This is a genomic window from Natrinema pellirubrum DSM 15624, from assembly GCF_000230735.2.
Lineage (GTDB): Archaea > Halobacteriota > Halobacteria > Halobacteriales > Natrialbaceae > Natrinema > Natrinema pellirubrum.
On record NC_019962.1, the window covers coordinates 351,960 to 367,270 of the forward strand.

The window sequence follows — 15,311 nt, forward strand, 5'->3', positions numbered from 1 at the left end:
TCGAGCCGCGCTCCCGGCCGCTGTACTCGCTACCAAGACGATGTGTTCGATCCCGGATCGCAAGCCCTTACGCTGCCCGTCTCCGAGTTCAGGTATGAGTACGATCCGAGTCGTCTGGGGGGCCGCGTCGGCGCCCACGGCGATGGCTTCCTACGACGCGGCGCTGGCCGAGGCCGGCATCGAGAACTACAACCTCGTCTCGGTCTCCTCGGTGATCCCGGCCGATACCGAGGTCGAGGCCGTCGGCACCGCACCCGATCTCGGCCCCGCCGGCGAGCGCCTGACCGTCGTCGAAGCACGCGCGACGACCGCTGGCCCCGGCCGCGTGAGTGCGGCGCTCGCGTGGGCCCAGTCCGCCGACGACGGCCCGGGACTGTTCTACGAGACCGCCGGCGAGATGGATCGCGAAGACGTCGAGCGGGGGGTCCGGGAAGGACTGGCCGCAGGGCAAGAGCTTCGCGACTGGTCGTTTGCCGACCCGCGGGTGACCGTCGAGAGTCGGCAGGCCGACTCGGGCCAGCACACGACGGCGGTCGTCCTCGCCGTGTACGGTGACAGCGAGCCGATCATCTAGTCCGGACTGTCAGTCGGTGCCGGCACACTCCCGTAGGTAGCCGGGAACCGCGACACCAGCCCCACGGGATTGTCCCAAAGCGAACCCTTTTGACCGGTCGGCTCGTTGCTACTGGCACACACTTCTCATGAACGGAAACACGCCGTACGCAGGGCTACCGGGCGAGACTGGGGCTGGGCAGCGAGCCGCGGCGGACGTTCCGGACCTCTCGAACGCGCAAAAGCGGCTCCTCCACCGCGACGTCTCGCGGATCGCCGCCCGCACGCGGGAGTTTCTTCCCAACGAATACATCGTCGATTCGGATATCTCGAGCGGGATGAGCGGCCCGCAGGTCACCGTCGCCGTCCGCCCGCCGGTCGGCCACGCCGTCTCCGCCGGCTTCACGCCCGATCTAGAGGACGCGGCCGCCGCCGAAGAGGCCATCACTGCGGACGAACGCGACGAGGTTGCCCGCGGACTAGCCGCAAGCGCCGCCTTGCAGGTCAAACAGGCGGTCAGCAACAACGTCACGCCGACTGGAAAGTAGTCCATCGCTCCAGATCCGTTTTCGCCGCCGTCAGTACAGTAGATCCTCGAGTTGGTGGCGTCGCCGCTCGAGATCGATCGCGGGTTCGACCGACGGGTCCGCGACGAGGCGATCGAGGACGAGCAGCGGGTCCGTCCCGGCCCGTTCGACCGACTCGAGGAGCCCCTCGATCGCGGGACGGTTCGTCGCGAGCGAGGAACACAGCCCGATCGCAAGCGCCAGCGGGACGGCGCTCTCCGGATCGGTCGGGAACGCGTCGCTGATCCGCGAGACGTCGGTGTCGTTGCCCGCGGCCGCCGCGGCTCCGTCGTCGATCGGCTCGAGCGTCAGACAGCGTGGACAAACGGCAACGGTTGCGGCCGTCACGGGAACATCGTCGCGGTACTCGGCGGGGACGGACATCGAAAGCGTCGGCGTGTCACACTCGGGACAGTCCATCGATCAGTGAAGAGAGGGCTGCAAACGTGACGGCCCGGCGGAGTCAGTCGTCCGCGGTGGCCTGCTCGAGTTCGTCGTCCGCTTCGACCTCGGCTTCGGCGGCCGCTTCGGCCTCCCGCTCGGCGGCTTCCTCGGCTTCTTTCTTCTCCTTGATCTTCTTCAGGCGGAACGTCTCCTCGCGTTCCTGTTCCTCGAGTTTCTGCTCGATGTACTCCTGGTTCTCGTAGAGTTCGGGCAGGAGCTTGAACTCGAGGGCGTTGACGCGACGCTTGGTGGTCTCGATCTCGCGGAGCATCTTCTTCATCGCCGTCTCGACCTCGGCGGCGAGGATGATGCTCTCAAGGAGGTCCTCGTAGGCCTCGGCGGCCTCGTCGATGCGTGCGGAGGTGCCCATGATCCCGTAGCCGCGCTGATCGAGGCTCTTGGTGACCTTCGAGGACTCGATCTGGGGGACGACGACGCCCATGATGTTCTTCGATTCGGTAGTGATCTCGGGGTGTTCCTGCAGCGCCGCCGCGGCACCGCGGACCGCGACGTCGCCTTCCATCGCCCGGGCCATGTTGATCTTCTTCTGGGCGTCCTCGTAGTCCTGTGCGAGGTCGCCGCGGACGTCCTGGGCCTTGTCCAGAATGTCCATGAACTCCATGATCAGCCCGTCGCGTTTCTTCTCGAGCGTGCCGTGACCCCGCTCGGAGAGCTCGATGCGATCCTCGATCGCCATCAAGTTCTTGCGGGTGGGCTTGACGTCGTTGGCCATCTTGTCGAGGGGTAACGCCCCCAGTCGGATAACTGTTTGCAGTTTTCCGTGAGCGACGGCGTCGCACTGACTCGAGGCGACGATCGATCGGCGCCCAACTCGAGTTTACGAACGGATTTTCATTCCGTAATCAACAGCATTAATCAAATATATAACTACAAAGTGCGGATCCACCAGCAGAGCAGCCATGTCGCTGAATTACCTCTACGGCAGCAGCACAGAACGCTAGGCAAGCGGTATACCCGACAGGACCGCTAGGTCCAACTGAGGTACAGACGCCCGCACACTGGCTTCGTTGAATGTTATCTCCGAACTTTTCGCAAGCCGTCACAATTATCGCAATACATGTTTCTTGACCAATTGTGTCATGGAAGCTCTGCGTGGACAAGTTATCGGACGAAGGCTCCACCTCGTACGTACCATTGCTTTTTGCTCCGTTTTCGCCATCTGGAGCATAGTCCATTACTTCAGACACCCCTGAATCCATGGCCTGTTCGGTACTAACCATACCTCGAGCAATGGCCGTGTTACGACCACCCGATTCGCCATCGACAGTAACGGCATAGATTATCCCCGCCTTATGAGTCTCTTCTTTAGGTTTGAGACCAAAAATTATGACGACCGGATTTTTCTCGTTAATTGATTCGTTACTAGTGATTACTTGCGTTGCGAACGCTCCTGCCTCTTCTAGGCCGTGTTTGTCCTTAACATCATCAACAAACGGATTCCCGATTTCGGAGCGTTTCACCACTTCTAATGCATCTTCGGTTTCGCTTTCGGAAAGTTTGTTCGTATCAATAACGTTGAGATCATCAATATCTCCACTATTCAATTCTCCGTCACCAGTGGCGCTCCCAACTCCGCTAACTCCGATTAATCCGACTGACGCAATACCGGTTATCGCGCCTGTTTTGAGTATGTCTCTCCGATTGAACTCGCTATCTTGACTCTCGTCAGACATTGCAGTCTAAAATCATCCTCGGTGGACAATATTATTTTCTCGCGATAACAGTCTCGTACAATAGTGGAAATTAATATGTTGTGTTATAAGCCAAATACATAAATCTTTTTACTGTATAATGGGAAATCTCTTGGTAAAAGAGTGCTAAAGTAAGGCTGATGGATGTACTGGCTGGTCCAAGTGCCTCTCCGTCCAATACAAGAGTCGAGACGACGATGAACCGATTGCATCCTAGTGTTCGAGTTGTCTGGGGAGTAAAATGGATCCTATTCGGCGTTGGTGTTGGAATAGTCACCTCGTTCGTCACCGGCTTTGACACGCACGTCATTTCAATCGTGACTGTGACCTCTATCATCGGTATCGCGGTCGCTAGCCTTCGTTATCGAGCGTTCCGATACGAACTCCGCGACGACGGTATATACCTTCGACGCGGTATACTCACCCAGAAAGAGACGGTCATCCCAGTCGGTAGTGTTCAGCAGATCGATGTCGACAAACCACTTCTAGACAGACCCTTTGGGCTCGTTCACGTACAGATCTACACTGCAGGGACGTTTGGGGGTCGAAGTACGATCCCCGGGATCAAATTGGACACTGCGATCGATCTCGCGAATCGACTCGACCGACTCGCAAGGGGAAATTCTGACATATGAAACTGAGTCAGCGCGCTATTCTAGCCAGAGTACTCGAGCAGTATGACCTCGGATTGTTTGCGATGCTATCCGTGTTGCTGACGGTCCTCAGTGACAAGTCGGGTACCGAAGCAATTATTTCTGGCCTTCAGTCTCTGGTTCTGGTCGCCCTGTTTTATGGACTCTTCCAGCTTATTCTCCAGATCGGTCAGTGGTGGAACTACGAACTTCACTTAGAGGACGAGTCGATCGTCGTTCGTTCGGGGATCGTTCGCCCGAAGCGTCGGAGGATCCCATTCGACCGAATTCAGCACTCGGCGGTTTCGACGACCACAGTGAGCCGCTTGTTCGGACTTGCCGCGTTAAAGTGCGAAACCGCAGGAAACCCCGACGAAGCCGATGTTTCGGTTCGCTACCTTGAGCCCGAAGACGCCGAAGCACTTCAACAGCGGATACGCTCCGGTGCCGATGCAGCGTCATCACAGACACCGAACCGTGGTCGCATCTTCTCGTTCGGGACACGAACACTTGTCCTATACAGTGTGGCACGTCTCCACCTCCGGACGGTTCTCCCGGCCGTGTTAACGGGAGCAGCAGTGCTTTACTTCGAGCTAGAATCGGCAGCCAGCCTCCGATCGATTGTGGTCGCGCTCTTCTCGGATCTGCTACCGCTGTCCTCGGCAGTCACGCTGGGACTGGTTGCCACCGGCGGGTGGCTCGTCGGTGTCGTCCTCGCAATCGAACGGATGGCTATGTTTCGGCTCTCAGCGGGTGACGACTCGTTCCGACGACGCCACGGTATACTCAGAACAATCGATGCAGATGTCTCGACTGATCGGATTCAGGTCGCCCGCATCAGATCAAATCCGCTGCACCGAATTTTCGGGGTAGTACAGGTAGATGTCGGTACCGCTGGTCTCTCTGGAGTCCTTCCGTTCGGCTTACAGTGGCCGTTGGCACCACTCGCCCGGCGCGATGTCGCTTGGGACCTCGTTGAACGGGCCGCCGGGACTTCACAACCGACGTTTCAGTCCCTTCCCGCTCACGCGCGCCGACGATACGTTGTCAGGTACTGTCTCATGATCATCATACTGACCGTCGTAACGGCAGTTGCACAGCAATTCGTTGCGACGATCCGAGTAATTCCGCTCTGGTCGTGTAGTGTCCTCTTCGTGTTCGCTCCGCTCGCCGGCCATATCGCATGGACACATCGCGGGTACGCACTGCTCGACGACGCTATTGTCGTCCGGTACGGCTTCTGGACGCAACGGATCTATGTCGTTCCGACCGACAACATCCAGAATCTGACCATCTCACAGTCACCATTTCAGAAACGCGTTGACCTCGTCTCGGTACGCCTAGACATTGCGTCGCTGCCGTTCCTGCCTGGAGTTCCGCTCCCCGACATCAGCGAGTCAGTCGGAGGGCACCTCAAGCGACGATTTCTCGAGACCGAGCCATCAAGCGAACGGTCGTCGGAACCAACGGCCACTTAGGACTCGGTCTGCCCGAATCGTCAGTACTCGGGGCCAAACGACACGCTAATTTGAAACACAGGTGCCTCGTCTTCGATTCAGACTTAGACAGTAAAATGATTACTGACGTGTCTAATGTCGGTTTTCGTCGCATCGGTGCTGGTGATCTGCTTGCGAAGATTGCCAGCGTTCTCGAGCGTGTCCAATAGCCACCGACCGATGACTGGCCGCTATTCTTAATTCCTCATGCGGATCAAAGTATAGCACTGTCGAAGCCGCTACGGGCGAGCGTCCGAAGTTCGGGGATAAGTTTGATTTCTTCTCGTTGGTAGCCTCTCGTACGGAATCGCACAGGCGGTTTCAGGATGGACGACATAGCTTTGCCAAAACGGGACTGTGAATTACACGCTCTCTTGTATGAGTGAATCACTGTCTCGCCAATAGGTGCCACTGAAACGATTCATGTTGCTCGAAATCTGATGTGCAATAGCTTTCAGTGGCTACATTTCTCCTCGTATATCGATCGTATCAGGTACTGTTGAAATCGGGCCAAGCGATACCCTCTGAATATGGATCGCTGACGAACGTGATCCCTTTTCACTCGAGGACGTGGACCCGCTGCTCGTCGATCGAGAGCCCGACGGAGTCGCCGACCCGGTAGCCGTCGATCCCGTGGGCGTGCAGCGTCACCGTCGTGTCGTCGGGCAGCGTCGCCGTGAGCCGGGTCCGGTCCCCGAGATACGTCACGTCGGTCAGGTCTGCCTCGAGCGACCCCTCGCCGAGTTCGAACGCGGCGGGCCGGGCCGCGACCCGCACCGAGCCGTTCGTCTCGGCCGCCACGGGCAGTTCGGTAAAGCCCAGATCGACGTGGCCGTTCTCGGCGACGCCCTCGAGCAGGGTCGAACTCCCGACGAAGTTCGCGACGAAGGGATTTTCGGGTCGGCGGTAGATCTCCGCAGGCGGGCCGACCTGCTCGAGCGTGCCGTCGGCCAGCACCGCGATCCGATCGCACATCGCCATCGCCTCCTCCTGGTCGTGGGTGACGTAGAGAGCGGTCACCTCGAGATCGGCCAGCAGGTCGCCGATCTCGTCGCGCAGCCGGGTCTTGAGTTCGGCGTCCAACCCCGTCATCGGCTCGTCGAGCAGGAGGACGTGAGGTTCGATCGCGAGCGCACGCGCGAGGCCGACCCGCTGTTGTTGGCCGCCCGACAGCGTCGTCGGCCGGCGGTCGGCCAGTTCGGCGATATCGAGCATGGCGAGCAGTTCGTCGGCACGCTCGCGGCGCTCGGCTTTCGGGACCCCCTGCATCTTCGGCCCGAACGCGACGTTCTCGCGGACGGTCATGGTGTCGAACAGGGCGTAGGACTGGAAGACCAGACCGACGTTGCGCTCTTCGGGTGGGACGTGTGTCACGTCGACCCCGTCGAACAGCACCCGGCCCTGCGTCGGCGTCTCGAAGCCGGCGATGGTCCGCAACGTCGTCGTCTTTCCACAGCCCGAGGGGCCAACGACCCCGAGGATTTCGCCGTCCCGGATCGTCAGATCGATCCCGTCGACGGCCACCTCGTCGCCGTAGGCCTTCGTCAGTGACTCGAGGGTGACGTCACTCACGGGTGGTCACCCCCCTCGAGTACGCTCCGTTCTGTCGGTGTGTGAGCGATCCGATTCCGTACTCCGTTCGTAGCGTGTCTCATTGGTGTGCGGTCGAGAAGCCTCGCTTGCCGAGCAGTTGCAGGACGACGATCGCGGCCACGACGATCAGGAAGTACACCGAGACCGCCGCGGCCGACTGCAGGTACAAAGCGTTGTTCGCGATGTTACGATAGAGAAACATCGCGAACGGATCGGGGCTACCGCTGGCGACCTTGTGCGTGAAGTTGAACTCCGCAGCCGCGAGCGTCCAGGTGATGATCGCGCCGGCGACGATCCCCCGCTTGGCGTGCGGAACGATGACCGTCAGGAAGGTCCGCGGCCACGAGGCTCCCAGCGATCGGGCGCTCTCCTCGAGGCGGACCAGATCCATCGACTGGAAGGAACTTTGGACGGTCAACACCATGTAGGGCGATTTGAGCAGACAGTAGCCGGCGAGCAGTCCCAGTGACGACCGGCCGTGTTCGGGGTACGTCTGGATGAAGGCGATCCCGAGGATCAGCCCCGGCACGAGCGGCAGGATCGCGAACGTGTTGATCCAGTCACGGGCGTAGAAGTCGTACCGCGCGAGCGCGTACGCGATCGGGACGCCGATCAGGACGTTCAGGACCATCCCGCCGGTCGCGATCAGGAGGCTGTAGGTCAGCCCGGGGACCGCGTTCTGTCGGACGCCGTACTCGCCGAACCCGAGGACCTTCCGCCAGTGATCGAACGTGACGAACCCCGTGGGCAGGACGCCGCTGCCGCTCTCCGCGAACGAAGAGACGAACGCGACGAGTACCGGCACCGTCAGGAACGCGGTCACGACGGCGACGACGACGGCGACGATCGGCCGACCGAACAGCGTCGAGAGGGCCCTGCCGGACCGTGACCAGCGGCGGTTCCGGGCCCCCGTCGCCGAGCCGCCATCGAGACGAGTCGTCGACGCGGCGGCCGTGGAGTCCGCGTTCTCGGCCGCGCTCGAGCCGTCGTCCGCTCGCGGTGGCGTGTCCCCGGTCATCTCAGACCTCCACCGCGTCGTCGACGAACCGCAGCCCGACGAACGTGAACGCGACGATGAAGACCACGTAGACGAGCCCGATCGCGGCCGCCACGTCGGGGGCGTACGAGCCGACGCTGACCTCGTTGTGTATCTGCAGCGTTACGACCTGGTGGCTCTGCAGGATGAGTACCGTCCCGAAGATGGCGAGCCCCGAGCGGAAGGTGAGGATCGCGGCGGCGGCGATACCCGGCTTGATCTCGGGGAGGGTCACGTGATAGAACGTCTCCCAGCGGCTGGCACCGAGTGCGCGGGCCGCCTCCTCGGCCTGTGCGTTGACTTCCGCGTAGGTCCCCCGAAGCACCATCGTCGCCCGCGGCAACAGCGAGTAGACGTAGCCCAGAAAGAGGCCGGTGATCGCCGTCGCGCTCGCGAGATCGAACGCGCTCGCACCGGTCACGGTCGCGATCGCGTTGGTGACCACTCCCTGGTTGCCGAGCAGGACCGTGATGAGGTAGGCGACGACGATCCCCGGCAGCGCGATGGGAAACGACACCGCCGCGACGACGACCCGCTCCGCCGGCAAGTCGTACTTCTCGAGGGCGTGTGCGACGGCGACCCCGAGCGCGACGCTGACTGCCGTCGCCAGCCCGACGAACCACAGCGTGTTCCAGGCGACCCGTCGGTACGTCGGGGTCGTCACGAGCGTCTCCCAGGCCCCGAGCGACCAGCCCTCCATCCAGATCGTGTCCTCCGCGAGGCTGATCCGGACGAGCATCGCCAGCGGGACAAAGCCCGCGACGATCGCGAGTACGAAGAAGGGGAGACAGAGGACCGCGATCCGCCGGCGCTCGCGCTCGCGTTCGGTCGTCGGACGGGCGGTCGTCGACGCGAGCGTCGCGATGCGCCGGACCGACGTTGTCGCCGATTTCCGGACCGACATCCTCGATCACTGGGCTCCCTGCAGCGGGGTTCGCTCGACGAGTTCCTCCTGAATGTCGGTCTGGTTCTCGACGAGGGTCTCCTGATCGACGGTAAAGCCCGCCGCCTCGTAGGACGACTGGTCGGGGAACTCGTCGGGCTGGTCGAGTTCGTTCGCTCGGATCGGGCGGACGTAGGCGTCGAAAAACAGCTCCTGACAGTCCTCGGTTAGGACGTAGTCCATGAACAGTTTCGCCGCCTCGGGGTTGGGCGCGTTCCGCAGGAGGGCGTAGCCGTAGGGGACGCTCATCGCGCCCGGCTCGCCCTCGGGCCCCTCGAGGATCGCGACCTCGATCTGGTTCTCGTCGAACTCGTCGTTGTTGTACTTGAGGTTCAGCCCGGTGTAGTCGTACTCGATGACGGTCGAGATCTCGCCGCTGGTCATCGGCCCCTCGACGTTACGCCGGAAGTCCGCGCCGTGGTCGGCGATCTCCTCGTGGTACTCGATGACCGGATCGAGATTGTCGAGGTCGCCGCCGTAGGCCCGGTTGACCGACAGCGCCGACGCCTGTCCGTTGGCGGTGTGTGGCGGCGTGAACGCCAGGTCCTGTGCGATGTCGGGGTGTTTCAGGTCCTCCCACGTTTCGGGGGCGTCTAGTCCCCGCTCCTCGTAGACGTCGGCCCGGTAGGTCACCGCGGTCGTCATCTGCCGGGTCGCGGTCACGTGTCCGTTGTCGGTCTTCAGATCGTCGGGGACGACATCCCAGTTGGCCGGCTTGTAGTCGGTCGTCAGTTCGTCGTTCATCGCCTCGAGGCCGAACGAGTAGCCGCCGTTGTACGCCGAGTGGGTTGGGTTCCGAGCGTTGGCCCGCATGTCCTCGAGGGCCTCGCCGGAGGAACCCTGCGCGTCGTACAGCGGGAGGTCGTACTCGTCTTCGAACGCCTCCATGACGGCACCCCAGTTCGACCAGCCGGTCTGGACGCAGTAGATCTGCAGTTCGTCGGGGAACGCCGCGGAGTCGACCTCGGTCTCGTACTCGCCGTGGCCGACCGTGAACGTCTGCCCGCTCCCACCGCCGGTCAGGTCGCTCAGACAGCCCGCCATCGCGGCGGTCCCGGCGGCGGCCCCACTCGAAAGCACTGCGCGTCGTGTCGTCCCTGTCGGGTCGGACATACCCAAGAATCCGTCAAAACCTACTAATCTGTTGCTATGTTCGGAATTCTTACCTATATAGGAGGCCGTAGTGACACGGAGCGGTGGGGACCGATCCCCACCCGACCCTGGGCTCGAGTCAGCCCTGTCCGACCATCCGCTCTTCGTCGTCCCACTCCTCCTGGCGAAGTTCGTACTTCTGGACCTTGCCGGTCGCGGTCGTCGGCAACTCGTTGACGTACTCGATCCGCCGGACGGCCTTGTACCCCGCGAGCTGCTCGCGGGTGAACTCGGTCAGTTCCTCGGCCGAGACCGGCGGGTCGTTTGGATCACCGTTCGACGGCACGACGAAGGCCTTCGGCGTCTCGCCCCACTCGTCGCTCGGTGCCGGGATCACGGCCGCGTCCGCGACCGCCTCGTGATCGAACAGCGTGTCCTCGAGTTCGATGCTCGAGATGTTCTCCCCGCCCGAGATGATGATGTCTTTCTTGCGGTCCTGAATCGCGATCATGCCGTTCTCGTCGACTGTCGCGAGGTCGCCGGTGTGGTAGTAGCCCTCGACGCGGTCGGTGAAGGCCTCCTCGGTCGCCTCGGGCTTGTTCCAGTACTTCTCCATGATCTGGTTGCCCCGGACGACGACTTCGCCGAGCGTCTCGTCGTCCCGGGGAACGTCCGCGCCGTCCTCGTCGACGACGCGGATCTCGGTGCCCAGATAGGCCAGCCCCTGCCGTTTCTTGATCCGGAACCGGTCGTCGCTGTCCGCCTGGAAGTGCCGGCGCGCGTCGGAGGTGGTGATCAGCGGCCCCGTCTCGGTCGCGCCGTAGACGTGTTTCAGGTACCAGCCGAACTCGTCCTCGACGGTCCGGATGGTCGCCTCCGGCGGGGCCGAGCCCGCGGTCGCGAGCCGAACGTCGGCCTCGCCGGTCGTCTCCGGTTCGTGGTCCCGATAGTAGTCGATCAGCATGTTCAGCACCGTCGGTGCGCCACACATGTACGAGACGTCCTCGGCCCGGACCGTCTCGAAGATCTCCGCGGCGTCGACCCCGCGCGTACAGACGTGGGTCGCGCCGATGCCCGTCACCGCGAAGATGTGTCCCCAGCCGTTCGCGTGGAACATCGGCAGCGTCCACAGGTAGGTGTCGTCGTCGGTGATTTCCTGATGGCCGACCAGCAAGTAGGCGTGGATGGTCTCGCAACGATGCGTGCGACAGACCCCCTTCGGATCCCCCGTCGTCCCCGAGGTGTAGTTGATCGTGATGATCTCGTCCTCGCTCATCTCGGGGCGGTCGTACTCGGGACCCGCGTCCTCGAGGACGGCGTCGAAGCTCTCCCAGTCGCCCTCGACGGCATCAGCGTCGTTCGTAATGAACGTCTCGGTCGGCACGTCGTCGCGGATCGCCTCGATCCTGTCGGCGTACTCGTAGTCGGCGTAGATCGCATCCACGCCCGCGTCCGAGAGGATGTACTTGAAGTCATCGGGCGTGAGCCGATAGTTCAGCGGCGTGTGGACCGCCCCGGTCTGCATGCTTCCGTACGCCGCCTCGAGGTGGTAGTGGGTGTTCGGATCCAGCACGGCCACGCGGTCGCCCTTCTCGATCCCCCGTGCTTGCAGCGCCGCCGCGAACCGATCGGCGCGCTCGCCGAGGTCGTCGTAGGTGAACCGTTCGCCCGTCGTCGCCACGACGGCCTCGTCGTCGCTGTAATGGGTCCGCGCCCGGTCGAGGAACTCCGGAACGAGCAATGGTTTGTGCATACATAACACGCTTTACCGACGATCCATACGATCCTTTCCCCCTGTTGCACGCAGTGATAGTCACGATATTTGATCGATAGAAGCCGGTCTCGCCCGCTCGAGGTCGACCGTCGAATCGGCCCCGCCGTTGGGGCTGACCGGTGCAATTCCCGGCCCCTGTGGCGGCCACGGCTGCGGGGGCGCGACGCGCCGACGACGGCGTTGCCTGTTCTGAGCGTGTCGCCCGCGTGCGCGGAAACTGGTGTATTGCTCGAGTACCAGCGACTCCCCGGCTCGAGTCGAAGAAACGGAGGCGGCGGTGAAACGCAGGTGGTCGTCAGTCGGCCTGCACGGCTTCGGCCGATTCGTCTTCGCGGTAGTGTTCCGCGATGAGGTCCTCGTCGATCCGGTTGAGTTCCTCCTTCGGGAGGTCCGAGAGGAGGTCCCAGCCGAGTTCGAGGGTGTCGTCGATCGAGCGGTTGGTGTCGTACCCCTGCTGGACGAACTCCGCCTCGAAGCGGTCGGCGAAGTCGAGGAACTTGTTGTCACGCTCGGACAGCGCCTCGCGACCGACGATGTTCACGAGGTCGCGCAGGTCCTCACCCTCCGCGTAGGCGGCGTACATCTGGTCGGAGACGTCGCCGTGGTCTTCGCGGGTCAGGCCCTCGCCGATCCCGTCGTCCATCAGCCGCGAGAGGCTGGGCAGGACGTTGACCGGCGGTTCGATGCCCTGACTGTTTAAGTCCCGGTCCATCATGATCTGGCCCTCGGTAATGTAGCCAGTCAGGTCCGGAATCGGGTGCGTGTCGTCGTCGCCGGGCATCGTCAGGATCGGGATCTGCGTGACCGAGCCCTCTTTGCCCTCGATTCGACCGGCGCGCTCGTAGAGCTGTGCCAGGTCGGTGTACATGTAGCCGGGGTAGCCACGGCGGCCCGGGACCTCCTCACGTGCGGCACCGATCTCGCGCAGTGCCTCACAGTAGTTGGTCATGTCCGTCAGGATGACCAGCACGTGGTAATCCTTCTCGAAGGCCAGGTACTCGGCCGTGGTCAAGGCGAGTCGCGGGGTGACCTGGCGCTCGACTGCCGGGTCGTCCGCGAGGTTCATGAAGACGACCGACCGCTCAAGCGCGCCCGTGCGCTCGAAGTCGTCCATGAACTCGTTTGCCTCTTCCTGGGTGATCCCCATCGCGCCGAAGATGACGGCGAACTCCGAGCCCTCGCCTTCTTCGTCTTCCTCGGGCACCGTCGCCTGACGGGCGATCTGCAGGGCGAGTTCGTTGTGGGGCAGGCCGGATCCGGAGAAGATCGGCAGCTTCTGACCCCGGACCAGCGTGTTCATGCCGTCGATGGCGGAGACGCCGGTCTGGATGAACTCCTCGGGGTACTCCCGGGAGTATGGGTTGATCGCCTTGCCGACGATGTCCTGTCGCTTGTCGGGGACGATCTCCGGGCCGCCGTCGATCGGGTTCCCGGAACCGTCCAGCACCCGCCCGAGGAGGTCCTCGGTGACGGGCATCTTCATCGTCTCGCCCAGGAAGCGAACGGAGGCGTTGCGGTCGATCCCGCCCGTCCCTTCGAACACCTGGATCGAGACGATACCCTCGCTCGATTCCAGTACCTGGCCGCGCAGCGTCCGTCCGTCCTCGGTCTCGATCTCGACGATCTCGTCGTACCCGACGGGCTCGTCGACCTCGGCGAACACCAGCGGACCGCTGATTTCCGTGATAGTCTGGTACTCTTTCATCGTTAGTACAGTGTTCGTAGTTGTTCTTTGAGGTCGTTCTCGATCTCGTCGATGAACTCCTCCCACTCCTCGGCCGTGCCCATCCGGTTGAGCTTCGGCGCGGCGTCGACGTCCGTGATCTCTTCCGGCGGCACGCCAGCGTCGAGCGCCTCGAAGGCCTCGTCGTTGAACGTCTGGATCGCGCCGAGCATCCGGTAGGTCTTCTCGGGTTCGCAGTAGGTGTCCACGTCGTGCAGGGCGTTCTGCTGGAGCCACGCCTCACGCAGGTAGCGGGCGACCTCGAGGGTCAGCTGCTGGTCCTCCGGCAGCGCGTCCTTGCCGACGAGCTGGACGATCTCTTGGAGTTCGTCTTCCTCGTCGAGGACGTCGACGGCCCACTGGCGGGTTTCCGCCCAGTCACCGGCGACGTTGTCCGTCCACCACGGGTCGAGCTGGTCCTTGTACAGCGAGTAGGACTCGTTCCAGTTGATCGAGGGGAAGTGCCGACGTTCCGCGAGGTCGGCGTCCAGTGCCCAGAACGTCTTGACGATACGCAGCGTGTTCTGGGTGACCGGTTCGGAGAAGTCACCGCCCGGCGGCGAGACCGCCCCGACGACCGAGATCGATCCCTCGCCGCCGTTCATCAGCTGGAACTTGCCGGCGCGCTCGTAGAACTCCGAGAGCGCAGCGGCCAGATACGCGGGATAGCCCTCTTCGCCGGGCATCTCCTCGAGTCGGCTCGAGATCTCCCGCATGGCCTCGGCCCACCGCGAGGTGGAGTCGGCCATCAGCGCGACGTCGTAGCCCATGTCGCGGTAATACTCCGCGATCGTGATCCCCGTGTAAATGCAGGATTCCCGGGCTGCGACGGGCATGTTCGACGTGTTGGCGATGAGGCAGGTCCGGGCCATCAGCGGGTTCCCGGTCTGTGGGTCCGGCAGTTCCGGGAAGTCCTCGATGACCTCGGTCATCTCGTTGCCCCGTTCGCCACAGCCGATGTAGACGACGATGTCCGCGTCGGACCACTTGGCGAGTTGCTGCTGGGTGACGGTCTTCCCGGAGCCGAATGGGCCCGGAATCGCCGCCGTCCCGCCTTTCGCGAGCGGGAACAGGCCGTCCTGGACGCGCTGGCCGGTCACCAGCGGCTCGGTCGGCGTCTCCTTCTCACCGGCGGGCCGGGCTTCACGAACCGGCCACTCCTGGTGCATCTGGATCTCTTCGCCGTTGTCGAGTTCGACGACGGTCTCCTCGACCGTGAACTCGCCGCTCTCGACAGACGTGACTTCGCCGCCCTCGTAGTCCGGCGGCACCATGACCTTGTGGTCGATGGTGACCGTTTCCTCGACGACCCCGACGACGTCGCCGGGCTCGACCGCGTCGCCCGCTTCGACGGTGGGTTCGAACTCCCACTCCTTCTCGAGGTCGATACCGGGGGCGTCGACCCCACGGTCGAGGAACGCGGTCCCCATCTTGTCCTCGAGGACGTCCAGCGGACGCTGGACGCCGTCGTAGATGGAGTCCATCATACCGGGTCCGAGGTCGACGCTCAGGGGTTCGCCCGTGTTCTCGACGGGTTCGCCCGGGCCGACGCCGGAGGTTTCCTCGTAGACCTGAATCGTGGTCAGGTTCCCTTCGATCTCGATGACCTCGCCCATCAGTCCTTCGTCGCCGACGTAGACGACGTCGTTCATCCGGGCGTCGAGGTCCGTGGCGGTCACGACGGGACCGCTCACGCTTTCGATTACACCGTCTTCGTCGACGGTCTCGGTTTGTTCTGCCTGGCTCAT

The 15,311-nt window shown here is 62.9% G+C and carries 14 protein-coding genes; 4 read left to right on the forward strand and 10 right to left on the reverse strand.

From position 1 onward, the window contains the following. Window positions 1–94 precede the first annotated feature (94 nt). Together NATPE_RS01740 and NATPE_RS01745 are read left to right on the forward strand one after the other, a co-directional pair. Window positions 95–574 carry a pyruvoyl-dependent arginine decarboxylase gene (locus tag NATPE_RS01740; RefSeq protein ID WP_006180324.1) on the forward strand — a complete coding sequence of 160 codons (480 nt, stop codon included), beginning with the start codon at window positions 95–97 and terminating at the stop codon, window positions 572–574. Between the two features lie 127 nt (window positions 575–701). Beyond that, window positions 702–1,100: a DUF5811 family protein gene (locus tag NATPE_RS01745; RefSeq protein ID WP_006180323.1), complete on the forward strand. Its 399-nt coding sequence runs from the start codon at window positions 702–704 to the stop codon at window positions 1,098–1,100. 30 nt (window positions 1,101–1,130) lie between these two features. On the opposite strand, the gene NATPE_RS01750 is transcribed toward NATPE_RS01745, so the two are convergent. From NATPE_RS01750 to NATPE_RS20920, 3 genes are all read right to left on the reverse strand, one after another. After that, window positions 1,131–1,538: a DUF6276 family protein gene (locus NATPE_RS01750; protein WP_006180322.1), complete on the reverse strand. Its 408-nt coding sequence runs from the start codon at window positions 1,536–1,538 to the stop codon at window positions 1,131–1,133. Between the two features lie 43 nt (window positions 1,539–1,581). Next, window positions 1,582–2,295, reverse strand: coding sequence for a V-type ATP synthase subunit D (locus NATPE_RS01755; protein WP_006180321.1), 714 nt, complete (start codon window positions 2,293–2,295; stop codon window positions 1,582–1,584). Between the two features lie 139 nt (window positions 2,296–2,434). Next, window positions 2,435–3,256: a halocin C8-like domain-containing protein gene (locus NATPE_RS20920; RefSeq protein WP_015298689.1), complete on the reverse strand. Its 822-nt coding sequence runs from the start codon at window positions 3,254–3,256 to the stop codon at window positions 2,435–2,437. 215 nt (window positions 3,257–3,471) lie between these two features. Here NATPE_RS20920 and NATPE_RS01760 point away from each other — a divergent pair, with 215 nt between their 5' ends. Next, the gene (locus NATPE_RS01760; protein WP_006180318.1) at window positions 3,472–3,909 is read left to right on the forward strand and encodes a PH domain-containing protein; all 438 of its coding nucleotides are present in this window, start codon (window positions 3,472–3,474) and stop codon (window positions 3,907–3,909) included. Beyond that, the gene (locus NATPE_RS01765) at window positions 3,906–5,384 is read left to right on the forward strand and encodes a PH domain-containing protein (RefSeq protein ID WP_006180317.1); all 1,479 of its coding nucleotides are present in this window, start codon (window positions 3,906–3,908) and stop codon (window positions 5,382–5,384) included. The genes NATPE_RS01760 and NATPE_RS01765 overlap by 4 nt, the downstream gene beginning before the upstream one ends. Before the next feature lie 576 nt (window positions 5,385–5,960). On the opposite strand, the gene NATPE_RS01770 is transcribed toward NATPE_RS01765, so the two are convergent. The 7 genes from NATPE_RS01770 to NATPE_RS01800 all read right to left on the reverse strand — a co-directional run bounded on the left by NATPE_RS01770 (window position 5,961) and on the right by NATPE_RS01800 (window position 15,311). Then, window positions 5,961–6,974, reverse strand: a complete 1,014-nt coding sequence (locus NATPE_RS01770) for an ABC transporter ATP-binding protein (protein WP_006180316.1) — start codon at window positions 6,972–6,974, stop codon at window positions 5,961–5,963. 79 nt (window positions 6,975–7,053) lie between these two features. Then, window positions 7,054–8,013 carry an ABC transporter permease gene (locus tag NATPE_RS01775; protein WP_006180315.1) on the reverse strand — a complete coding sequence of 320 codons (960 nt, stop codon included), beginning with the start codon at window positions 8,011–8,013 and terminating at the stop codon, window positions 7,054–7,056. 1 nt (window position 8,014) lies between these two features. Beyond that, complete coding sequence (locus NATPE_RS01780) at window positions 8,015–8,935, reverse strand: ABC transporter permease (protein WP_006180314.1); 921 nt, start codon at window positions 8,933–8,935, stop codon at window positions 8,015–8,017. Between the two features lie 6 nt (window positions 8,936–8,941). Further along, complete coding sequence (locus tag NATPE_RS01785; protein ID WP_015298691.1) at window positions 8,942–10,087, reverse strand: extracellular solute-binding protein; 1,146 nt, start codon at window positions 10,085–10,087, stop codon at window positions 8,942–8,944. Between the two features lie 118 nt (window positions 10,088–10,205). After that, window positions 10,206–11,819 (reverse strand): long-chain-fatty-acid--CoA ligase, encoded by a 1,614-nt coding sequence (locus tag NATPE_RS01790; protein ID WP_006180312.1) that lies wholly within the window; start codon window positions 11,817–11,819, stop codon window positions 10,206–10,208. Window positions 11,820–12,135: 316 nt separating this feature from the next. Then, window positions 12,136–13,545, reverse strand: coding sequence for an ATP synthase subunit B (locus NATPE_RS01795; RefSeq protein ID WP_006180311.1), 1,410 nt, complete (start codon window positions 13,543–13,545; stop codon window positions 12,136–12,138). 2 nt (window positions 13,546–13,547) lie between these two features. Beyond that, window positions 13,548–15,311 (reverse strand): ATP synthase subunit A, encoded by a 1,764-nt coding sequence (locus tag NATPE_RS01800; protein ID WP_006180310.1) that lies wholly within the window; start codon window positions 15,309–15,311, stop codon window positions 13,548–13,550.